Origin of the sequence: Bradyrhizobium oligotrophicum S58 (assembly GCF_000344805.1) — a bacterium.
Taxonomy (GTDB): Bacteria; Pseudomonadota; Alphaproteobacteria; order Rhizobiales; family Xanthobacteraceae; genus Bradyrhizobium; species Bradyrhizobium oligotrophicum.
On the sequence record NC_020453.1, the window covers coordinates 5,125,017 to 5,143,253 of the forward strand.

General features: G+C 63.7%; 29 protein-coding genes. All 29 read right to left on the minus strand.

The genetic code is table 11. The features are described 5' to 3' along the window. Window positions 1–15 precede the first annotated feature (15 nt). Window positions 16–1,047 carry a DNA-directed RNA polymerase subunit alpha gene (locus S58_RS22085; RefSeq protein ID WP_006611862.1) on the minus strand — a complete coding sequence of 344 codons (1,032 nt, stop codon included), beginning with the start codon at window positions 1,045–1,047 and terminating at the stop codon, window positions 16–18. Between the two features lie 129 nt (window positions 1,048–1,176). Then, window positions 1,177–1,566, minus strand: coding sequence for a 30S ribosomal protein S11 (rpsK, locus tag S58_RS22090; RefSeq protein WP_006611861.1), 390 nt, complete (start codon window positions 1,564–1,566; stop codon window positions 1,177–1,179). A 129-nt stretch (window positions 1,567–1,695) separates the two neighbouring features. Further along, window positions 1,696–2,064 (minus strand): 30S ribosomal protein S13, encoded by a 369-nt coding sequence (gene rpsM, locus S58_RS22095; protein WP_008969420.1) that lies wholly within the window; start codon window positions 2,062–2,064, stop codon window positions 1,696–1,698. 195 nt (window positions 2,065–2,259) lie between these two features. Continuing rightward, the gene (locus tag S58_RS22100; protein ID WP_015667604.1) at window positions 2,260–3,177 is read right to left on the minus strand and encodes an adenylate kinase; all 918 of its coding nucleotides are present in this window, start codon (window positions 3,175–3,177) and stop codon (window positions 2,260–2,262) included. Window positions 3,178–3,263: 86 nt separating this feature from the next. Continuing rightward, the gene (gene secY, locus S58_RS22105) at window positions 3,264–4,595 is read right to left on the minus strand and encodes a preprotein translocase subunit SecY (RefSeq protein ID WP_015667605.1); all 1,332 of its coding nucleotides are present in this window, start codon (window positions 4,593–4,595) and stop codon (window positions 3,264–3,266) included. A 157-nt stretch (window positions 4,596–4,752) separates the two neighbouring features. Beyond that, window positions 4,753–5,238 carry a 50S ribosomal protein L15 gene (gene rplO / locus S58_RS22110; protein WP_015667606.1) on the minus strand — a complete coding sequence of 162 codons (486 nt, stop codon included), beginning with the start codon at window positions 5,236–5,238 and terminating at the stop codon, window positions 4,753–4,755. 11 nt (window positions 5,239–5,249) lie between these two features. Further along, window positions 5,250–5,441 (minus strand): 50S ribosomal protein L30, encoded by a 192-nt coding sequence (gene rpmD, locus S58_RS22115; protein WP_006611856.1) that lies wholly within the window; start codon window positions 5,439–5,441, stop codon window positions 5,250–5,252. Window positions 5,442–5,486: 45 nt separating this feature from the next. After that, window positions 5,487–6,059, minus strand: coding sequence for a 30S ribosomal protein S5 (rpsE, locus tag S58_RS22120; RefSeq protein ID WP_006611855.1), 573 nt, complete (start codon window positions 6,057–6,059; stop codon window positions 5,487–5,489). Window positions 6,060–6,107: 48 nt separating this feature from the next. Then, window positions 6,108–6,470 carry a 50S ribosomal protein L18 gene (gene rplR, locus S58_RS22125; RefSeq protein ID WP_006611854.1) on the minus strand — a complete coding sequence of 121 codons (363 nt, stop codon included), beginning with the start codon at window positions 6,468–6,470 and terminating at the stop codon, window positions 6,108–6,110. A gap of 11 nt (window positions 6,471–6,481) precedes the next feature. Further along, the gene (rplF, locus tag S58_RS22130) at window positions 6,482–7,015 is read right to left on the minus strand and encodes a 50S ribosomal protein L6 (protein WP_015667607.1); all 534 of its coding nucleotides are present in this window, start codon (window positions 7,013–7,015) and stop codon (window positions 6,482–6,484) included. A 13-nt stretch (window positions 7,016–7,028) separates the two neighbouring features. After that, a complete protein-coding gene (gene rpsH, locus S58_RS22135; RefSeq protein WP_015667608.1) occupies window positions 7,029–7,427 on the minus strand; it encodes a 30S ribosomal protein S8 in 399 nt (132 codons plus the stop codon). Window positions 7,428–7,440: 13 nt separating this feature from the next. Further along, window positions 7,441–7,746, minus strand: coding sequence for a 30S ribosomal protein S14 (rpsN, locus tag S58_RS22140; RefSeq protein WP_015667609.1), 306 nt, complete (start codon window positions 7,744–7,746; stop codon window positions 7,441–7,443). Window positions 7,747–7,793: 47 nt separating this feature from the next. Further along, the gene (gene rplE / locus S58_RS22145; RefSeq protein WP_015667610.1) at window positions 7,794–8,351 is read right to left on the minus strand and encodes a 50S ribosomal protein L5; all 558 of its coding nucleotides are present in this window, start codon (window positions 8,349–8,351) and stop codon (window positions 7,794–7,796) included. Next, complete coding sequence (gene rplX / locus S58_RS22150) at window positions 8,344–8,658, minus strand: 50S ribosomal protein L24 (protein WP_015667611.1); 315 nt, start codon at window positions 8,656–8,658, stop codon at window positions 8,344–8,346. The genes rplE and rplX overlap by 8 nt, the downstream gene beginning before the upstream one ends. Beyond that, window positions 8,658–9,026, minus strand: a complete 369-nt coding sequence (gene rplN, locus S58_RS22155) for a 50S ribosomal protein L14 (protein ID WP_006611848.1) — start codon at window positions 9,024–9,026, stop codon at window positions 8,658–8,660. The genes rplX and rplN overlap by 1 nt, the downstream gene beginning before the upstream one ends. 99 nt (window positions 9,027–9,125) lie before the next feature. After that, entirely contained in the window at window positions 9,126–9,374 is a 249-nt protein-coding gene (gene rpsQ, locus S58_RS22160; protein ID WP_015667612.1) for a 30S ribosomal protein S17, read from the minus strand. Between the two features lie 10 nt (window positions 9,375–9,384). Further along, entirely contained in the window at window positions 9,385–9,591 is a 207-nt protein-coding gene (gene rpmC, locus S58_RS22165) for a 50S ribosomal protein L29 (protein ID WP_015667613.1), read from the minus strand. A 5-nt stretch (window positions 9,592–9,596) separates the two neighbouring features. Then, entirely contained in the window at window positions 9,597–10,010 is a 414-nt protein-coding gene (gene rplP, locus S58_RS22170) for a 50S ribosomal protein L16 (protein ID WP_015667614.1), read from the minus strand. Between the two features lie 39 nt (window positions 10,011–10,049). Beyond that, on the minus strand, window positions 10,050–10,772 hold the full coding sequence (gene rpsC / locus S58_RS22175; RefSeq protein ID WP_015667615.1) for a 30S ribosomal protein S3: 723 nt from the start codon (window positions 10,770–10,772) through the stop codon (window positions 10,050–10,052). Between the two features lie 21 nt (window positions 10,773–10,793). Next, window positions 10,794–11,174 carry a 50S ribosomal protein L22 gene (rplV, locus tag S58_RS22180; protein WP_015667616.1) on the minus strand — a complete coding sequence of 127 codons (381 nt, stop codon included), beginning with the start codon at window positions 11,172–11,174 and terminating at the stop codon, window positions 10,794–10,796. Between the two features lie 10 nt (window positions 11,175–11,184). Continuing rightward, window positions 11,185–11,463 (minus strand): 30S ribosomal protein S19, encoded by a 279-nt coding sequence (gene rpsS, locus S58_RS22185; protein WP_006611842.1) that lies wholly within the window; start codon window positions 11,461–11,463, stop codon window positions 11,185–11,187. Window positions 11,464–11,475: 12 nt separating this feature from the next. Continuing rightward, window positions 11,476–12,309 carry a 50S ribosomal protein L2 gene (gene rplB / locus S58_RS22190; RefSeq protein ID WP_011926053.1) on the minus strand — a complete coding sequence of 278 codons (834 nt, stop codon included), beginning with the start codon at window positions 12,307–12,309 and terminating at the stop codon, window positions 11,476–11,478. 12 nt (window positions 12,310–12,321) lie between these two features. Further along, entirely contained in the window at window positions 12,322–12,621 is a 300-nt protein-coding gene (locus tag S58_RS22195) for a 50S ribosomal protein L23 (protein ID WP_012045043.1), read from the minus strand. After that, window positions 12,618–13,238 carry a 50S ribosomal protein L4 gene (rplD, locus tag S58_RS22200; RefSeq protein ID WP_015667617.1) on the minus strand — a complete coding sequence of 207 codons (621 nt, stop codon included), beginning with the start codon at window positions 13,236–13,238 and terminating at the stop codon, window positions 12,618–12,620. The genes S58_RS22195 and rplD overlap by 4 nt, the downstream gene beginning before the upstream one ends. Continuing rightward, the gene (gene rplC / locus S58_RS22205) at window positions 13,239–13,958 is read right to left on the minus strand and encodes a 50S ribosomal protein L3 (RefSeq protein WP_015667618.1); all 720 of its coding nucleotides are present in this window, start codon (window positions 13,956–13,958) and stop codon (window positions 13,239–13,241) included. A gap of 57 nt (window positions 13,959–14,015) precedes the next feature. Continuing rightward, the gene (gene rpsJ, locus S58_RS22210) at window positions 14,016–14,324 is read right to left on the minus strand and encodes a 30S ribosomal protein S10 (RefSeq protein ID WP_002712302.1); all 309 of its coding nucleotides are present in this window, start codon (window positions 14,322–14,324) and stop codon (window positions 14,016–14,018) included. A gap of 90 nt (window positions 14,325–14,414) precedes the next feature. Further along, window positions 14,415–15,605 (minus strand): elongation factor Tu, encoded by a 1,191-nt coding sequence (tuf, locus tag S58_RS22215; RefSeq protein WP_006611837.1) that lies wholly within the window; start codon window positions 15,603–15,605, stop codon window positions 14,415–14,417. 39 nt (window positions 15,606–15,644) lie between these two features. Continuing rightward, window positions 15,645–17,717 (minus strand): elongation factor G, encoded by a 2,073-nt coding sequence (fusA, locus tag S58_RS22220; RefSeq protein WP_015667619.1) that lies wholly within the window; start codon window positions 17,715–17,717, stop codon window positions 15,645–15,647. Between the two features lie 33 nt (window positions 17,718–17,750). After that, complete coding sequence (gene rpsG, locus S58_RS22225; protein WP_015667620.1) at window positions 17,751–18,221, minus strand: 30S ribosomal protein S7; 471 nt, start codon at window positions 18,219–18,221, stop codon at window positions 17,751–17,753. Window positions 18,222–18,237: the final 16 nt, after the last annotated feature.

The window sequence follows — 18,237 nt, forward strand, 5'->3', positions numbered from 1 at the left end:
CTACCCGCCATCCGCTCAGTAATGATCCTCGAAGCGCTTGGCCAGCTCGTCGATGTTCTCCGGCGGCCAGCCCGGCACTTCCATGCCGAGATGCAGACCCATCTGGGCCAGCACTTCCTTGATCTCGTTCAGCGACTTGCGGCCGAAGTTCGGGGTGCGCAGCATCTCCGCCTCCGACTTCTGCACGAGGTCGCCGATATAGACGATGTTGTCGTTCTTCAGGCAGTTCGCCGAACGCACCGACAGCTCGAGCTCGTCCACCTTCTTGAGGAAGGCCGGGTTGAAGGCGAGGTCCGGGATGATCTCCTGGGCGACTTCCTTGCGCGGCTCTTCGAAGTTGACGAAGACGTTGAGCTGATCCTGCAGGATGCGGGCGGCATAGGCCACCGCGTCTTCCGGCGAGATCGCGCCGTTGGTCTCGATCGTCATGGTCAGCTTGTCGTAGTCGAGGATCTGGCCCTCGCGGGTGTTCTCGACCTTGTAGGAGACCTTGCGGACCGGCGAGAACAGGCTGTCGACCGGGATCAGGCCGATCGGCGCATCCTCGGGGCGGTTGCGATCGGCGGCGACGTAGCCCTTGCCGGTCGCGACCGTGAACTCCATGCGGATCTCTGCGCCCTCGTCCAGGGTGCAGAGCGGCAGGTCGGGGTTGAGCACGACGATGTCGCCGACGGTCTGGATGTCACCGGCGGTGACGGCACCCGGACCCTGCTTCTTCACGACCATGCGCTTCGGGCCTTCGCCCTGCATCTTGATCGCGATGTCCTTGATGTTCAGCACGATGTCGGTGACGTCCTCGCGGACACCGGCGATCGAGGAGAACTCATGCAGCACGCCATCGATGTGCACCGACTGCACAGCGGCGCCCTGCAGCGACGACAGCAGGATGCGGCGGAGCGCATTGCCGAGCGTCTGGCCGAAGCCGCGCTCCAGCGGCTCGGCAACCACGGTGGCGAAACGGGTCGCGTCGGAGCCCGGCGTGACCTGGAGCTTGTTCGGCCGAATCAATTCTTGCCAATTCTTCTGGATCGTCACTGTTTCACCCATGGGCCAGTCACGGCATCTTCCAGTCATAGGATCTGACTGACTGGCGTTGGAGAACCGCGCATCAGACCGCGGCAACCGAAATGTCTCAAAAGCACGACGAGGCGGACATGCTGTCCGCCTCCTTACAGATCAGACGCGCCGACGCTTGCGCGGACGGCAACCATTGTGCGGGATCGTCGTCACGTCGCGGATCGAGGTGACGGTGAAGCCCGCAGCCTGCAGCGCGCGAAGCGCCGATTCACGGCCAGAACCAGGGCCGGCGACCTCGACTTCGAGGGTGCGCATGCCGTGTTCCTGGGCCTTCTTGGACACGTCCTCCGCCGCGACCTGCGCGGCATACGGGGTCGACTTGCGCGATCCCTTGAAGCCCATCGTGCCGGCCGACGACCAGGCAATGGTATTGCCCTGCGCGTCGGTGATGGTGATGGTGGTGTTGTTGAACGATGAATTCACGTGTGCGACGCCGGAGGCGATGTTCTTGCGCTCACGACGGCGGACACGTGCGGCTTCCTTGGCCATATAGGTACCTTTCCTGAGATCTCAACGCCGCCGTAATGCCAGCGGCTACACCGAACGGGCGAATGGTAAACGGCGAATAGCGAATAGGGACCTCCCCTACTCGCCACCCGCACATTTGCAATTCGCCAATTACTTCTTCTTGCCGGCGATCGCCTTGGCCGGCCCCTTGCGCGTGCGCGCATTGGTGTGGGTCCGCTGACCGCGCACCGGCAGGCCGCGGCGATGACGCAGGCCGCGATAGCAGCCGAGGTCCATCAGCCGCTTGATGTTGATGCCGGTCTCGCGCCGCAGGTCGCCCTCGACGACGTAGTCGCGGTCGATCACTTCGCGGATCTGCAGGACTTCCTGGTCGCTCAGCTGATTGACGCGGCGATCCTCGGCAATCTTGACCTTCTCGACGATATCGGCCGCGATCTTCGGGCCAATGCCATGGATATACTGGAGCGCGATGAGGACGCGCTTGTTGGTCGGGATGTTGACACCGGCAATACGGGCCACGGACTTCTCTCCTGTCACCGGTTGCGGGGCAGACCGGCCTTCGTTCTCGCTAACTCGGGCAGATGTCCGCAAACGCGAACAAGACGCCCACCCCTCGTTTCATGGGGCCCGGCATCTTTGGAAAACTATCCGACTTGGATGCGGGCTTATTAATGGATTCACACGGCGGTCGTCAACCGCCCCTACAAGATTCGATCACCTTGTCGCACGCTTTTTTGCAGATTTTGCAGAGGTTTTCCGGGTTCCCTTGGCCGCTTTGGCGGCGGCCTTCGCAACCCTGCCACCGGCCTTTGAGGCCCTGCCGACGGCCTTGGGGGCCTTGCCGGCGGCTTTGGAGGCCTTTTTCGGCGCCGTCTTGGCAGCCTTGGTCACGGTCTTGGTCGCCTTCTTGGCGGCTTTTCCGGCCTTCTTGCCCGGCGCAGCCGCCTTGGCGGCCTTTTTGGCAGCTTTATTGGCGGATTTGGCCGGCGCATTGGCGCTGCGCTTGGCAGCCGCCGCCTTCTTGGCCGAGCGACTCGCGCCACCCTTCCCGACGGCAGCCAGGATCCGGCCGATCTCCTCGGTGACCTCCTCGATCGGCATCATGCCGTCGACAGTCGCGAGCATCCGGTGGTCGGAATAATAGTGGATCAGGGGCTCGGTCTGGTCGCGGTAGCTCGCCAGGCGCTTGGTGAGGACTTCAGGGGTGTCATCCGCCCGCACCGCCTCGCCGCGGGCCCGCGTCTCGGCCGCCCGGCGCTCGACGCGCTCCAGCAGCACGCCCTCGTTGACCCGGAGCTCGATGACCGCGTCGAGCTTCATCTGCTTCTGCTTCAGCAGCGCGTCCAACGCCTCGGCCTGCGGCACGGTGCGCGGGAAGCCATCCAGGATGAAACCGTTATGCGCATCCGGCTGCTCGATCCGGTCGGCGATGATGCCGACCACGACCTCGTCAGGCACCAAGCCGCCGGCAGCCATGATGTCCTTGGCCTTCAGTCCGATCGGCGTCTGCGCGGCCACCGCGGCGCGCAGCATGTCACCCGTCGACAGCTGAACGATGCCGTGACGCTGCACCAGACGCTGTGCCTGCGTCCCCTTGCCCGAACCGGGCGGTCCCAGAAGAATGAGTCTCATCGAATTCCGCCCCCCGGCACACGGTGAGCGACCCTCCCGCACACCTTGTTCTTGGCTTTTGGTTCCCGGGCCGCGATCCGCCGCTATCAGCGGCGGCGCCCCCGCAACTTCGACTTCCTGATCAGCCCTTCATACTGATGGGCCAGCAGATAACCCTGAACCTGCGCAACGGTATCCATCGTTACGCTGACGACGATCAGAAGCGAAGTGCCACCAAAGTAGAACGGGACGGAAGCGTAGGAAATCAGAATTTCCGGGATCAGACACACGATCGCCAGATAGATGGCGCCGAGGACGGTGATCCGCGACAGCACGTAATCGATATATTCCGCGGTCCGCTCGCCCGGCCGGATGCCCGGAATGAAGCCGCCATGCTTCTTCAGGTTATCCGCCGTCTCGGTCGGGTTGAACACGATCGCGGTGTAGAAGAAGGCGAAGAACAGGATCAGCGCCAGATAGAGCACCAGGAACAGCGGCCGGCCGTGGCCGAGCTGGGTCGTGATCCACTGGAACCACTCCGGGCCCTTGCCGGCGTTGAAATTGGCAACCGTGGTCGGCAGCAGCAGCAGCGACGAGGCGAAGATCGGCGGGATGACGCCCGAGGTGTTGAGCTTGAGCGGCAGATGCGAGGACTGGCCCTCGAACATCTTGTTGCCGACCTGGCGCTTCGGATACTGGATCAGAAGCCGGCGCTGTGCGCGCTCCATGAACACGATGAACGCGATCACGGCGACCGCCATCACGATGACGACCAGGATCAGGCCGGTCGAGAGCGCGCCCTGACGTCCGAGCTCGAGCATGTTGGCGAGCGCCGAGGGCAGCTCCGCCACGATGCCGGACAGGATGATCAGCGAGATGCCGTTGCCGATGCCGCGCGAGGTGATCTGCTCGCCCAGCCACATCAGGAACATGGTGCCGCCGGTCAGCGTGATCGCGGTCGACAGGCGGAAGAACAGGCCGGGATCGGCGACGACGTTGCCCGCGCCTTCCAGGCCGACGGCGATGCCGTAGGACTGCACCGCAGCGAGAATGACGGTGAGATAGCGGGTGTACTGGTTCAGCATCTTGCGGCCCGACTCGCCTTCCTTCTTCAAGGCTTCGAGCTGGGGCGAGACGGTGGTCAGCAGCTGAATGATGATCGATGCCGAGATGTACGGCATGATGTTCAGCGCGAAGATCGCCATGCGGTGGATGCCGCCGCCGGCGAACATGTTGAACATGCCGAGGATGCCCCCGGCCTGGGTGCGGAACACCTGCTCCCAGATGTTGGGATCGATGCCCGGCAGCGGGATGTAGGTGCCGAGGCGGTAGACCAGCAGCGCACCGAGGGTGAACCAGATGCGCTTCTTCAGCTCGTCGGCCTTCGCAAGCGCGCCGAAATTGAGGTTTGCCGCAAGTTGTTCCGCTGCTGAGGCCATGTCTAGCTTTCTCCCGCCGCCCGTTCTTGACCGCATCAGCCCCGCGAGGGCTCGCGGGGCTTGGGCAGACGTCGGATATTATCTGGTGCGCAGACGCATTCTGTCCATCGCCCTGCCCCACCAAGCCTGAGCCTGTGGCGGCGCGATGACGCAGAAGTTACGCCGCTTCGCCTTCGTCCTTGGCAGGCGCCAGGATCTTGACGGTGCCGCCGGCCTTCTCGACCGCCGCGATCGCCGACTTCGAGGCGCCGTACACCTCGATGTTGATCTTGGCCTTGAGCTCGCCACGACCGAGCAGACGCACGCCGTCCTTGGACCGGCGCAACGCGCCCGACTTCACCAGGGCTTCGGCGTTGATCACGCTGCCGGCGTCGAGCTTCTTGGCATCGATCGCCTGCTGGATCCGGTCGAGATTGATCTCGACGAAATCCAGCGCGAAGATGTTGTTGAAGCCGCGCTTCGGCAGACGGCGATGCATCGGCATCTGACCGCCTTCGAAGCCCTTGATGCGCACGCCGGAGCGCGCGGTCTGGCCCTTGCCGCCACGGCCCGAGGTCTTGCCCTTGCCGGAGCCGATGCCGCGGCCGACGCGCATGCGCTTCTTGCGCGCGCCGGCGTTGTCGGCGATATCGCTGAGCTTCATCGCCCTTCTCCTTACTTCTCGTCGACGATGCGGACGAGATGATGAACCTTGGTGATCATGCCGCGGACCGCCGGCGTATCCGGCAACTCGGTCACCCGGCCGATCTTGTTGAGCTTCAACCCGATCAGCGTCTCGCGCTGCGAGTGATGCCGGCGGATCGGGCTGCCGATCTGCTCGATCTTGATCGTCTTGGCGCTAGCCATGGTCTTCACTCCGAGATGCGCCGGCCGAAAGGCGGCGCGCGTTCGTTAGTCGGCAGCTGCCTCGGCATCGCCACCGACGCGGCGGGCCTGCAGAGTCGACACCTTGATGTTACGGCGCGCAGCAACCGAGCGCGGGCTGTCCTGGTGCTTCAGCGCGTTGAAGGTCGCGCGCACCATGTTGTACGGGTTGGACGAGCCGATCGACTTCGCCACCACGTCCTGGATGCCCAGCGTCTCGAACACGGCGCGCATCGGACCGCCGGCGATGATGCCGGTACCGGCCGGAGCCGCACGCAGATAGACGCGGCCCGCACCATGACGACCGAAGATGTCGTGATGCAGGGTCCGGCCCTCGCGCAGCGCGACGCGGGTCAAATTGCGCTTGGCGGAATCGGTCGCCTTGCGGATCGCCTCCGGCACTTCGCGTGCCTTGCCGTGGCCGAAACCGACCCGGCCCTTCTGATCGCCGATCACGACGAGCGCCGCAAAGCCGAAGCGCTTACCGCCCTTCACGACCTTCGCGACTCGGTTGATGTGGACGAGCTTGTCGACGAACTCGCTGTCGCGCTCCTCGCGCTCCTTGCGATCGCGACCGCCTCGTTCCCGTTCACCTGCCATGGTGCTATCCAATCTTCTGAGGGGCTCTCGCGCCCATATCCATTGATGTTAGAAGCTCAGCCCGCTCTCGCGCGCCGCGTCGGCCAGGGCCTTGACGCGCCCGTGATAGAGATAGCCGCCGCGATCGAACACGACTTCCTTGATCCCGGCCTTCACCGCGCGCTCGGCGAGCAGCTTGCCCACCGCCTTCGCCGCGTCGATGTCGGCACCGGTGTTGCCGGCCGAGCGCATCTCCTTCTCCATCGACGACGCAGAGGCGAGCGTCTCGCCCTTCTGATCGTCGATGACCTGAGCGTAGATGTGCTTCGACGAGCGGAACACCGACAGACGCGGACGGCCGCCGGCGGAGCGGCGCAGCGACAGCCTCACACGCTGCTTGCGCCGGGCATTCGTAACCTTGGCTCTCGACATGTCCGGCTCCGTTACTTCTTCTTGCCTTCCTTGCGGAAGATAAATTCGCCCGCGTACTTCACGCCCTTGCCCTTATAGGGCTCCGGCGGCCGGTAGGCGCGGATTTCAGCGGCCACCTGGCCGACGCGCTGCGAGTCGATGCCCGTGACCGTGATCTCGGTCGGCTTCGGCACCGCGATCGTGATGCCCTCCGGGATCTGGTAGACGACGTCGTGGCTGTAGCCGAGCGCGAGCTGCAGGTTTTTGCCCTGCATCGCGGCGCGGTAGCCGACGCCGGTGATCTCGAGCTTCTTCTCGAAGCCCTTGGTCACGCCTTCGACCAGATTCGCGATCTGGGCGCGAGCGGTACCGTACAGCGACCGGGCGCGCTTGGTCTCGGAACGCGGAGCAACCTTGACCTGGCCGCTCTCGAACTTCACGTCCACGTCGTCATGGACGATGAACTGAAGCTGGCCCTTCGGCCCCTTCATCTTGACGGTCTGTCCGTCGACGGAGGCCGTCACTCCGGACGGCACCGCCACAGGCTTCTTGCCAATACGTGACATGGCTCAATCCTTCTTAGAACACCGTGAAGAGAACTTCACCGCCGACATTCGCGTCACGCGCGCTATGGTCGGCCATGATTCCCTTCGGTGTCGACAAAACAGAAATTCCGAGCCCGTTGTTCACGCGCGGCAGGTTCTTCACCGAGGTGTAGACGCGCCGGCCAGGCTTGGAGACGCGCTCGATCTCGCGGATCACGGGCTCGCCGTCGAAATATTTCAGCTCGATCTCGAGCTCGCTGCGGCCCGAGGGATGCTCCACCGTGGCATAGCCGCGGATGTAGCCTTCGGACTTCAGCACCTCGAGTACGCTGGCGCGCATCTTTGAGCCGGGAGTCGAGACCTTCGACTTCGAGCGCATCTGCGCGTTGCGGATACGGGTGATCAGATCGCTGATGGGATCGTGCGTTGACATGGTGCGATCCTCCTTACCAGCTCGACTTCACGAGGCCCGGAACCAGGCCCTTCGAGCCCAGCTCGCGCAGCGCGATGCGGCTCAGCTTGTTCTTGCGATAGTTCGACCGCGGCCGGCCCGTCAGCTCGCAACGGTTGCGGATGCGGGTCGCCGACGAGTTGCGCGGCATTTCAGCCAGCTTGAGGGTCGCGGCGAAACGCTCCTCCATCGGCTTGGTCTTGTCGGCGATGATCGCCTTCAACCGGGCGCGCTTCGGAGCGGCGTTCTTCGACATCCGCTTGCGCCGGTTGTTCTTCTCGATTGAACTCTTCTTTGCCATGCTTGGCTCCTGGGTATCCGCGTTTGAGATGCTCTTAAGTCAGCGTCTCACTGCCGGAACGGGAAATTGAATGCGGTCAGCAGGGCGCGGGCCTCGTCGTCGGTCGCCGCGGTGGTGCACACCGTGATGTCCATGCCCCAGCTCTCCCCGGCCTTGTCGAAATCGATCTCGGGGAAAATGATGTGCTCCTTGATGCCGAGCGAGTAGTTGCCGCGGCCGTCGAAGCTCTTCGGGTTCAGGCCGCGGAAGTCGCGGACGCGCGGCAGCGCGACGTTGATCAGCCGGTCGATGAACTCGTACATCTTGGTCTTGCGCAAGGTGACCTTGCAGCCGATCGGCTGGTTCTCACGCAGCTTGAAGGTCGCGATGGCGACGCGCGAATAGGTCACGACCGCCTTCTGGCCGGCGATCAGCGACAGGTCTGCAGCCGCCGTCTCCGCCTTCTTGCGGTCGTTGACGGCCTCGCCGATGCCCATGTTGAGCACGACCTTGTCGAGCCGCGGCACCTGCATGACGTTGGCGTAGCCGAACTTCTCGGTCAGCTGGCTCTTGATCTCGCGATCATATTCCGTGCGCAGGCGCGGGGTGTAAGCAGTCTCAGCCATCGATCTCAACTCCCGAGCTCTTGGCAACGCGGACCTTCTTGCCGTCCGCCTGAATCTTGAATCCAACGCGCGTCGGCTTGCCGTCCTTGCCGACATACGCGACGTTCGACAGGTCGATCGGCGCCTCTTTCGAGATGATGCCGCCTTCCTGGTTCTGCGTCTGCTTCTGGTGACGCTTCACCAGGTTGATGCCGCGCACCAGGGCCTTCCCCTCGTCGGGACGTACTTCGAACACCTCGCCGGTGCGACCCTTGTCGCGACCGGTCAGGACGATCACCTTGTCGCCCTTGCGGATCTTGGCAGCCATCACAGCACCTCCGGCGCAAGCGAAATGATCTTCATGTGGTTCTTGGCGCGCAGCTCGCGCGGCACCGGCCCGAAGATACGGGTGCCGACCGGCTCCGACTGGTTGTTGATCAGAACGGCCGCGTTGCGGTCGAAGCGGATCACCGAGCCGTCGGCGCGGCGGATGTCCTTGCGGACGCGCACCACGACGGCCTTCATGACGTCGCCCTTCTTCACCTTGCCACGCGGAATGGCTTCCTTGATCGACACCACGATGATGTCGCCGACGGTGGCATAGCGGCGCTTCGAACCGCCGAGCACCTTGATACACATGACACGGCGTGCGCCTGAATTATCGGCCACGTCGAGGTTGGTCTGCATCTGAATCATTGATGCACCTCGTCCTCTTCATCTGCTGCGCAGGAAAGCTGCGCCTTGTTTGATCCCGAAAGCGAAACCGGCCCCCTTGGGAGGGCCGCGTTTCGCGCCTCAGGCGGTTTTCTTGTGCTCGCCCCGGATCACGGTCCAGCGCTTGAGCTTCGAGATCGGCTTGCTCTCCTCGATCCACACCATGTCGCCCGGCTTGAACTCGTTGTTCTCGTCGTGCGCGTGGTAGTTCTTCGAGCGGCGGATGGTCTTCTTGTAGATCGGATGGGTGAAGCGCCGGTCGACGCGCACCACGATCGTCTTGGCCTGCTTGTCGCTGACGACGACGCCCTGAAGGGTCCGTTTCGGCATGTCGAGCCTCTTACTTCGTCTTGGCGCGCTGCTGCGCGGCGATGGTCTTGATACGGGCGATGTCGCGGCGCGCCTCACGCAGCCGCGAGGTGTTCTCCAGCTGCCCGGTGGCGCGCTGAAAACGCAGGTTGAAGCGCTCCTTCTTCAGATTGACGATCGCATCGTCCATCTGGTCGGGGCTCATCGCGCGAATGTCGGCAATCTTCATCTCGGCCATGGCCATTACTCCGCAATGCGCTCGACGAAGCGCGTCTTGATCGGCAGCTTGGCGGCCGCCAGCAGCAGCGCCTCGCGCGCGATCTGGTTGGTCACGCCGTCGATCTCGAACATCACCCGGCCCGGCTTGACGCGAGCCACCCACAATTCAGGCGAACCCTTGCCGGAGCCCATGCGGACTTCGGCCGGCTTCTTCGACACCGGAAGATCCGGGAACACCCGGATCCAGACGCGGCCGGCGCGCTTCATGTGACGGGTCAGGGCACGACGGGCCGCCTCGATCTGGCGTGCGGTGACCCGATCCGGCTCCATCGCCTTCAGCCCGAACTGGCCGAAGGCCAGCGTTGCACCCGAGGACGCCACGCCGTGGATACGGCCCTTATGCGCCTTTCGGAACTTGGTCTTCTTTGGTTGCATCATGGCTTTGAGCCCTCAAACCTGTCTTGTCGCAGCGATCGGTCAGGCCGCATCGCGGCGCGAACGGCCGCCACGGTCGCCGCCACCACCACCGGTGTCGCCCTCGGCCATCCGCTTGTCCTGCGCCATCGGATCGTGCTCGAGGATCTCGCCCTTGAAGATCCAGACCTTCACGCCGCAGGTGCCGAAGGTCGTGAACGCGGTGGCCACACCGTAGTCGATGTCGGCGCGCAGCGTGTGCAGCGGCACCCGGCCCTCGCGGTACCATTCCATGCGCGCGATTTCCGCGCCGCCCAGACGACCCGAGCAGTTGATGCGGATGCCCTCGGCGCCGAGACGCATCGCCGACTGCACGGCGCGCTTCATGGCGCGGCGGAACGCGACGCGGCGCTCGAGCTGCTGCGCGATCGACTCGGCGACCAGGGTCGCGTCCAGCTCGGGCTTGCGGATCTCGACGATGTTGATGACGACGTCCGACGAGGTAATATCGGCGACGCGCTTGCGCAGCTTGTCGATGTCGGCGCCCTTCTTGCCGATCACGACGCCCGGACGCGCCGAGTGGATCGTGACGCGGCACTTCTTGTGCGGACGCTCGATCACGATGCGGGCGACGGCCGCCTGCTTGAGCTCCTTGTGCAGGATCTCACGGATCTTGACGTCTTCATGCAGCAGCTTGCCGTACTCGGCCTTGCCGGCGAACCAGCGCGAATCCCAGGTCCGGTTGATGCCGAGACGCAGACCGATCGGATTGATCTTTTGACCCATCGTATTCTCCCAGCGCCTGCTTTAAGCGCTCGCCTCGACCTGACGAACAATGATCGTCAGCTGCGAAAACGGTTTGAAAACTCGGCCCGAACGGCCACGGCCGCGCGGCGAGAAACGCTTCATCACGATTCCCTTGCCGACGAAAGCCTGCGTGACGACGAGATCGTCGACCTCGAGCTCGTGGTTGTTCTCGGCATTGGCGATCGCCGATTCCAGGCACTTCTTGACGTCGACCGCAATCCGCTTGCGCGAAAACTGCAGGTCGGCGAGGGCTGCCGACGCCTTGCGGCCGCGGATCATCTGCGCCACCAGGTTCAGCTTCTGCGGGCTCACCCGAAGCATCCGGGCCACAGCCTTGGCCTCGTTGTCCGGGAGGCTCCGTTCGCGCTTTGGTTTGCTCATCGCTTAATCCTCAAGCCTTCTTGGCTTTCTTATCGCCCGAATGGCCGTGGAAGGTACGGGTCGGCGAGAACTCGCCGAACTTGTGGCCGACCATCTCTTCGTTGATCGCCACCGGCACGTGCTTCTGGCCGTTGTAGACGCCGAACGTCAGGCCGACGAACTGCGGCAGGATCGTCGAGCGGCGGCTCCAGATCTTGATGACGTCATGACGGCCGGACGCACGCGCAGCATCTGCCTTCTTGAGCAGCGACGCCTCGACGAACGGGCCTTTCCAGACTGAACGAACCATGTCCGTCGTTCCTTACTTCTTCCGCTTGTGGCGGCTCAAGAGAATGAATTTGTCGGTCGACTTGTTGGTGCGGGTCTTCTTGCCCTTGGTGGGCTTGCCCCATGGAGTGACCGGGTGACGACCGCCGGAGGTACGGCCTTCGCCGCCGCCGTGCGGATGGTCGATCGGGTTCATCGCGACACCGCGGTTGTGAGGCCTGCGGCCCATCCAACGCTTGCGGCCGGCCTTGCCGATCGAGGTGTTCATGTGGTCCGGGTTCGACACCGCACCGATGGTGCCGCGGCAACGGCCGTGCACCAGGCGCTGCTCGCCCGAATTCAGGCGCACGATGACGTAGTCGTGGTCGCGGCCGACGAGCTGGGCATAGGTGCCGGCCGAACGCGCGAGCTGGCCACCCTTGCCGATCTTGACCTCGATGTTGTGCACGATCGTGCCCACCGGCATGTTGCCGAGCGGCATGACGTTGCCCGGCTTCACGTCGACATAGTTGCCGGCGACGATGGTGTCGCCGACCGCCAGCCGCTGCGGCGCCAGGATGTAGGCGAGCTCGCCGTCCTGATACTTGACCAGGGCGATGAAGGCCGTGCGGTTCGGATCGTACTCCAGCCGCTCTACGGTGGCCGGAACGTCGACCTTGTCGCGCTTGAAGTCGACCGTGCGATACGACTGCTTGTGACCGCCGCCGAGGAAGCGAACCGTGATGCGGCCGGTGTTGTTACGGCCGCCGCTCGACTGCTTGCCTTCCGTCAGCGCCTTCACAGGCTTGCCCTTGTAGAGGGCCGAACGATCGACCATCACCAGCTGGCGCTGGCCCGGCGTCGTGGGGTTGAATGTCTTCAATGCCATGGCAGCTCAGCCTTACAGTCCGGTGGTGACGTCGATCCGGTGGCCCTCTTCGAGGGTCACGATCGCCCGCTTGCTGTCCGATTGCGAACCGAAATGACCGCGGAACACCTTGGTCTTGCCCTTGCGGACGAGCGTGTTCACGCTCTTGACCTTGACGTCGAACAGCTTCTCGATCGCTTCCTTGATCTGCGGCTTGGTCGCCTTGGCGGCCACCTTGAACAGAACCTTGTTGTGCTCCGACGCGAAAGTCGCCTTCTCGGTCACGACCGGCGCGAGGATGATGTCGTAGTGGCGCGGATCGATGGTCTTCATTTGAAGCGCGCCTCCAGCGCATCGATCGCCGCCTTGGTCAGCACGAGCTTCTGACGGCGCAGGATGTCGTAGACGTTGATGCCCTGGATCGGCAGCACGTCCATGTTCGGGATGTTGCGGGCCGCAGCGGCGAAGCCGTTGTGCAGCTCGGCGCCATCGATGATCAGGGCGTTGGTCAGGCCGAGACCGGAGAAGTGCCCGATCAACGCCTTGGTCTTCGCCGCCTCGAGGGTGGCGTTCTCCAGCACGACCAGATCACCGTCCTTGGCCTTCGCCGACAGCGCATGCTTCAGCGCCATGGCGCGGACCTTCTTCGGCAGATCAGTCGCATGCGAGCGAACGACCGGACCGAAGGCGCGGCCACCGCCACGGAACTGCGGCACGCGCGCCGAGCCGTGACGAGCACCGCCGGTGCCCTTCTGCTTGTACATCTTCTTGCCGGTGCGCCAGATCTCGGCGCGGCCCTTGGCCTTGTGCGTGCCCGCCTGACGCTTGTTCAGCTGCCACTGAACGCAGCGCTGGATGATGTCGGCGCGCGGCTCGAGACCGAAGATGGCGTCGGACAGCTGGACGGAGCCGGCTTCCTTGCCCTCGAGGGTGGTGACTTTCAGTTCCATTTATGCGCCCTCCTGCACGGCCGGCGCTTCGGCACCCTGCTCACCCGCGACCTTGAACTTGCCGGGCTTCGGCGCGTCCTTCGGCAGCGGCTTCTTCACGGCGTCGCGCACCGAGATCCAGCCACCCTTCGAGCCGGGCACGGCGCCTTCCACCAGGATCAGGCCGCGCTCGACGTCCGTCTGCACAACCCGCAGGTTGAGCGTGGTGACGCGATCGACACCCATGTGGCCAGGCATCTTCTTGTTCTTCCAGGTCTTGCCGGGGTCCTGACGACCACCGGTCGAACCGATCGAACGATGCGAGACCGACACACCGTGTGTCGCGCGCAAACCGCCGAAGTTCCAGCGCTTCATGCCGCCCGCGAAGCCCTTACCGACCGAGGTGCCGGTGACGTCGACGAACTGGCCGACGACGAAATGGTCGGCCAGGATCTCGGCGCCGACCGGGATCAGCGAGTCTTCGCTGACACGGAATTCGGCGAGCTTGCGCTTCGGCTCGACCTTGGCGACCGCGAACTGGCCGCGCTCCGCCTTCGGCATGTAGACCGTCTTGCGGCTGCCGCTGCCGAGCTGCAGCGCGACATAGCCGTTCTTCTCGGTGGTGCGGTGACCGACCACCTGGCAATTGCCGAGCTTCAGCACGGTCACGGGGATATGTTCGCCGGTCTCCGTGAAGACCCGCGTCATCCCGACCTTTTGTGCGATCACTCCGGAGCGCATCGGCGTGCTTCCTGTTCTTCTCTATGTCCGCGAAACGGCGAACGTGAATCCAAAAACTTAGAGCTTGATCTCGACGTCGACACCGGCGGCCAGGTCGAGCTTCATCAGAGCATCGACGGTCTGCGGGGTCGGATCGACGATGTCGAGCAGGCGCTTGTGGGTGCGCATCTCGAACTGCTCGCGGCTCTTCTTGTCGACGTGCGGCGAACGGTTCACGGTGAACTTCTCGATGCGGGTCGGCAGCGGAATGGGTCCGCGAACCTGCGCGCCGGTCCGTTTCGCCGTGTTGACGATCTCGCGCGTCGACGTATCGAGGATACGATGGTCAAACGCCTTGAGACGGATGCGGATATTTTGGCCGTTCATTGCCGTATCTTTCTTTGAGTAGTGAGTGGCGAGTAGCGAACAGCGAATGGATTTCTCCATTCGCCACCCGCCATTCCCTATTCGCTTTTGTTACTCGATGATCGAGGCGACGACGCCGGCGCCGACGGTGCGGCCGCCTTCACGGATGGCGAAGCGCAGCTTCTCTTCCATCGCGATCGGCACGATCAGGTGCACTTCCATCGCGATGTTGTCGCCCGGCATCACCATCTCGGTGCCTTCCGGCAGGTGAACGACGCCGGTCACGTCGGTCGTGCGGAAGTAGAACTGCGGACGGTAGTTGGTGAAGAACGGAGTGTGACGACCGCCCTCTTCCTTGGTGAGGATGTAAGCCTCAGCCTTGAACTTGGTGTGCGGCTTGACCGAACCCGGCTTGCACAGCACCTGGCCGCGCTCGACGTCCTCGCGCTTGGTACCGCGGAGCAGCGCACCGATGTTGTCGCCAGCCTGGCCCTGATCGAGCAGCTTGCGGAACATTTCGACGCCGGTGACGGTGGTCTTCTGGGTCGGACGGATGCCGACGATCTCGATTTCCTCACCGACCTTGATGATGCCGCGCTCGACACGACCGGTCACCACGGTGCCGCGGCCGGAGATCGAGAACACGTCTTCGACCGGCATCAGGAAGGGCTGGTCGATCGGACGCTCCGGCTGCGGAATGTACTCGTCGACATTGCGCATCAGCTCGAGGATGGCGTCGTGGCCGAGCTTCTTGTCCGAATCTTCGAGAGCGGCGAGCGCCGAGCCCTTGATGATCGGGATCTTGTCGCCCGGGAATTCGTACTTCGAGAGCAGCTCGCGAACCTCGAGCTCGACCAGCTCGAGCAGCTCCGGATCGTCGACCATGTCGCACTTGTTCAGGAACACGACCAGCGCCGGCACGCCGACCTGGCGGGCGAGCAGGATGTGCTCGCGGGTCTGCGGCATCGGGCCGTCGGCAGCCGACACGACCAGGATCGCGCCGTCCATCTGGGCAGCGCCGGTGATCATGTTCTTCACGTAGTCGGCGTGGCCGGGGCAGTCGACGTGGGCGTAGTGGCGGTTCTTGGTCTCGTACTCGACGTGAGCGGTCGAGATCGTGATGCCGCGGGCCTTCTCTTCCGGCGCCTTGTCGATCTGGTCGTAGGCAGTGAACGTCGCACCGCCCGTCTCGGCCAGGATCTTGGTGATTGCAGCCGTCAGCGAGGTCTTGCCGTGGTCGACGTGACCGATGGTGCCGATGTTGCAGTGGGGCTTGTTACGTTCAAATTTAGCTTTGGCCATTTGACTCTCCGTTCAGTCGCTCACTTGAGCTCGCGACAATCAGGCAAACTTCTTCTGGACTTCAGCCGACACGTTGGCCGGCGCTTCAGCGTAGTGCGAGAACTGCATCGTGAAGGTCGCGCGGCCCTGGCTCATCGAGCGCAGGTTATTCACGTAACCGAACATGTTCATGAGCGGCACCATCGCGTTGATGACGTTGGCGTTGCCGCGCATGTCCTGGCCCTGGATCTGGCCACGACGGGAGTTCAGGTCGCCGATGACCGAGCCGGTGTAGTCTTCCGGGGTCACCACCTCGACCTTCATGATCGGCTCGAGCAGAACCGACTTGCCCTTCTGCAGCGCTTCACGGAATGCCGCGCGAGAGGCGATTTCGAAGGCCAGCGCCGACGAGTCGACGTCGTGATACTTGCCGTCGACCAGCGACACCTTGACGTCGACCACCGGGAAGCCGGCGACCACGCCCGCGCCGAGCACGCTCTCGATGCCCTTTTCGACGCCGGGGATGTATTCCTTCGGAACCGCACCGCCGACGATCTTGGACTCGAACTCATAACCGACGCCCGGCTCGTTGGGCTCGACGACGATCGACACTTCGGCGAACTGACCGGTACCGCCGGTCTGCTTCTTGTGCGTGTACTTGACTTCCGCCTTCTTGGTGATGCGCTCACGGAACGCCACCTGCGGCGCACCGATATTGGCGTCGACCTTGTAGGTCCGACGGAGGATGTCGACCTTGATGTCGAGATGGAGCTCGCCCATGCCCTTGAGGATGGTCTGGCCGGACTCCTGGTCGGTCGACACCCGGAACGACGGATCTTCCGCCGCCAGCTTCGCCAGCGCGACGCCGAGCTTTTCCTGGTCGGCCTTCGACTTCGGCTCGATCGCGATCTCGATGACCGGCTCCGGGAATTCCATCTTCTCCAGGATCACCTGGTTGTTCGGATCGCACAGCGTGTCACCGGTGCGGGCTTCCTTGAGGCCGGCGAGAGCGACGATGTCGCCCGCATAGGCTTCCTTGATGTCCTCGCGATTGTTCGCATGCATCAGCAGCATGCGGCCAATGCGCTCCTTCTTCTCGCGGGTCGAGTTCACGACACCGGTGCCCGAGGCCAGGATGCCCGAATAGATGCGGCAGAACGTGATCGTCCCGACGAACGGGTCGTCCATGATCTTGAACGCCAGCAGCGCCAGAGGCTCCTTGTCGTCCGCCCTGCGCACGACCTCGTTGCCCTTGTCGTCGGTGCCCTTGATCGCGGGCACGTCGACCGGCGACGGCAGATAGTCGACGACGGCGTCGAGCAAGGGCTGCACGCCCTTGTTCTTGAAGGCCGAGCCGCACAGCACGGGATAGAACGCGCCGGTCAGCACGGCCTTGCGGATCAGGCGCTTCAGGGTCGCCTCGTCCGGCTCCTTGCCGTCCAGGAACGCGGCCAGGGCGTCGTCGTCGAGCTCGACGGCGGCTTCCACGAGCTTCTCGCGATATTCGGCAGCCTGATCGGCCAGATCAGCCGGGATCTCGGCGTAGTCGAACTTCGCACCGAGCGCCTCGTCGTTCCAGACGATCGCCTTCATGGTCACGAGGTCGATGCAGCCCTTGAAGTTGTTCTCCGCACCGATCGGCAGCTGGATCGCCACCGGCTTCGCGCCCAGGCGGTCGACGATGTCGGCCAGGCACTTGAAGAAGTCTGCGCCGGTCTTGTCCATCTTGTTGGCGAAGACGATGCGCGGCACCTTGTACTTGTCGCCCTGGCGCCAGACGGTCTCGGTCTGCGGTTCGACGCCCTGGTTGGAGTCAAGCACGCAAACGGCGCCGTCGAGCACGCGCAGCGAACGCTCGACTTCGATGGTGAAGTCGACGTGGCCGGGGGTGTCGATGATGTTCAGGCGCTTGCCGTTCCAGAACGCGGTGGTGGCAGCCGACGTGATCGTGATGCCACGCTCCTGCTCCTGCTCCATCCAGTCCATCGTCGCGGCACCTTCGTGCACTTCGCCGATCTTGTGGCTCTTGCCGGTGTAATAGAGGATGCGCTCGGTCGTCGTGGTCTTACCGGCGTCGATATGCGCCATGATACCGAAGTTGCGGTAGTCCTCGATGGCATGTTGGCGGGGCATGAAGGTGTTCCCTGATTTCCGTTCGGGCCGCTATTACCAGCGGTAGTGCGAGAAGGCGCGGTTGGCTTCCGCCATCCGGTGCACGTCTTCACGCTTCTTCACGGCGTTGCCTCGGTTGTTGGAGGCGTCGAGCAGCTCCGCCGAAAGCCGCTCGGTCATGGTCTTCTCGTTGCGGTCGCGCGCAGCCGAGATCAGCCAGCGGATGCCCAGGGCCTGCCGGCGGGTCGAGCGCACTTCGACCGGAACCTGATACGTCGCACCGCCGACGCGGCGCGAGCGCACTTCGATCGTCGGCATGACGTTTTCGAGCGCCTGCTCGAACACCGTCAGCGGGCTCTGCTTGGTCTTGGATTCGATGATGCCGAACGCGCCGTAGACGATACCTTCGGCGACCGACTTCTTGCCGGCGTACATCACCGAGTTCATGAACTTGGTGACGATGATGTTCCCGAACTTCGGATCCGGAAGCACTTCACGCTTTTCGGCTGAATGGCGACGCGACATGTGATCTGTTCCCGCT

Bases quoted from the DNA above. Each gene is read 5' to 3' on its own strand.
- rpsH (WP_015667608.1), bottom strand. From the start codon at position 7,427: ATGTCAACGCACGATCCCATCAGCGATCTGATCACCCGTATCCGCAAC.
- rpsJ (WP_002712302.1), bottom strand. From the start codon at position 14,324: ATGAACGGCCAAAATATCCGCATCCGTCTCAAGGCGTTTGACCATCGT.
- rplN (WP_006611848.1), bottom strand. From the start codon at position 9,026: ATGATTCAGATGCAGACCAACCTCGACGTGGCCGATAATTCAGGCGCA.
- rplD (WP_015667617.1), bottom strand. From the start codon at position 13,238: ATGGAACTGAAAGTCACCACCCTCGAGGGCAAGGAAGCCGGCTCCGTC.
- rpsE (WP_006611855.1), bottom strand. From the start codon at position 6,059: ATGGCAGGTGAACGGGAACGAGGCGGTCGCGATCGCAAGGAGCGCGAG.
- rplC (WP_015667618.1), bottom strand. From the start codon at position 13,958: ATGCGCTCCGGAGTGATCGCACAAAAGGTCGGGATGACGCGGGTCTTC.
- rpmD (WP_006611856.1), bottom strand. From the start codon at position 5,441: ATGGCTAGCGCCAAGACGATCAAGATCGAGCAGATCGGCAGCCCGATC.
- rplO (WP_015667606.1), bottom strand. From the start codon at position 5,238: ATGAAGCTCAGCGATATCGCCGACAACGCCGGCGCGCGCAAGAAGCGC.
- fusA (WP_015667619.1), bottom strand. From the start codon at position 17,717: ATGCCCCGCCAACATGCCATCGAGGACTACCGCAACTTCGGTATCATG.
- rplR (WP_006611854.1), bottom strand. From the start codon at position 6,470: ATGTCGAGAGCCAAGGTTACGAATGCCCGGCGCAAGCAGCGTGTGAGG.
- rplX (WP_015667611.1), bottom strand. From the start codon at position 8,658: ATGGCTGCCAAGATCCGCAAGGGCGACAAGGTGATCGTCCTGACCGGT.
- rplB (WP_011926053.1), bottom strand. From the start codon at position 12,309: ATGGCATTGAAGACATTCAACCCCACGACGCCGGGCCAGCGCCAGCTG.
- tuf (WP_006611837.1), bottom strand. From the start codon at position 15,605: ATGGCCAAAGCTAAATTTGAACGTAACAAGCCCCACTGCAACATCGGC.
- rpsS (WP_006611842.1), bottom strand. From the start codon at position 11,463: ATGGTTCGTTCAGTCTGGAAAGGCCCGTTCGTCGAGGCGTCGCTGCTC.
- rplP (WP_015667614.1), bottom strand. From the start codon at position 10,010: ATGATGCAACCAAAGAAGACCAAGTTCCGAAAGGCGCATAAGGGCCGT.
- rplV (WP_015667616.1), bottom strand. From the start codon at position 11,174: ATGAGCAAACCAAAGCGCGAACGGAGCCTCCCGGACAACGAGGCCAAG.
- rpsG (WP_015667620.1), bottom strand. From the start codon at position 18,221: ATGTCGCGTCGCCATTCAGCCGAAAAGCGTGAAGTGCTTCCGGATCCG.
- S58_RS22100 (WP_015667604.1), bottom strand. From the start codon at position 3,177: ATGAGACTCATTCTTCTGGGACCGCCCGGTTCGGGCAAGGGGACGCAG.
- rplE (WP_015667610.1), bottom strand. From the start codon at position 8,351: ATGGCTGAGACTGCTTACACCCCGCGCCTGCGCACGGAATATGATCGC.
- S58_RS22085 (WP_006611862.1), bottom strand. From the start codon at position 1,047: ATGGGTGAAACAGTGACGATCCAGAAGAATTGGCAAGAATTGATTCGG.
- rpmC (WP_015667613.1), bottom strand. From the start codon at position 9,591: ATGGCCGAGATGAAGATTGCCGACATTCGCGCGATGAGCCCCGACCAG.
- secY (WP_015667605.1), bottom strand. From the start codon at position 4,595: ATGGCCTCAGCAGCGGAACAACTTGCGGCAAACCTCAATTTCGGCGCG.
- rpsQ (WP_015667612.1), bottom strand. From the start codon at position 9,374: ATGCCGAAACGGACCCTTCAGGGCGTCGTCGTCAGCGACAAGCAGGCC.
- rpsC (WP_015667615.1), bottom strand. From the start codon at position 10,772: ATGGGTCAAAAGATCAATCCGATCGGTCTGCGTCTCGGCATCAACCGG.
- rpsK (WP_006611861.1), bottom strand. From the start codon at position 1,566: ATGGCCAAGGAAGCCGCACGTGTCCGCCGTCGTGAGCGCAAGAACATC.
- S58_RS22195 (WP_012045043.1), bottom strand. From the start codon at position 12,621: ATGAAGACCATCGATCCGCGCCACTACGACATCATCCTCGCGCCGGTC.
- rplF (WP_015667607.1), bottom strand. From the start codon at position 7,015: ATGTCACGTATTGGCAAGAAGCCTGTGGCGGTGCCGTCCGGAGTGACG.
- rpsN (WP_015667609.1), bottom strand. From the start codon at position 7,746: ATGGCAAAGAAGAGTTCAATCGAGAAGAACAACCGGCGCAAGCGGATG.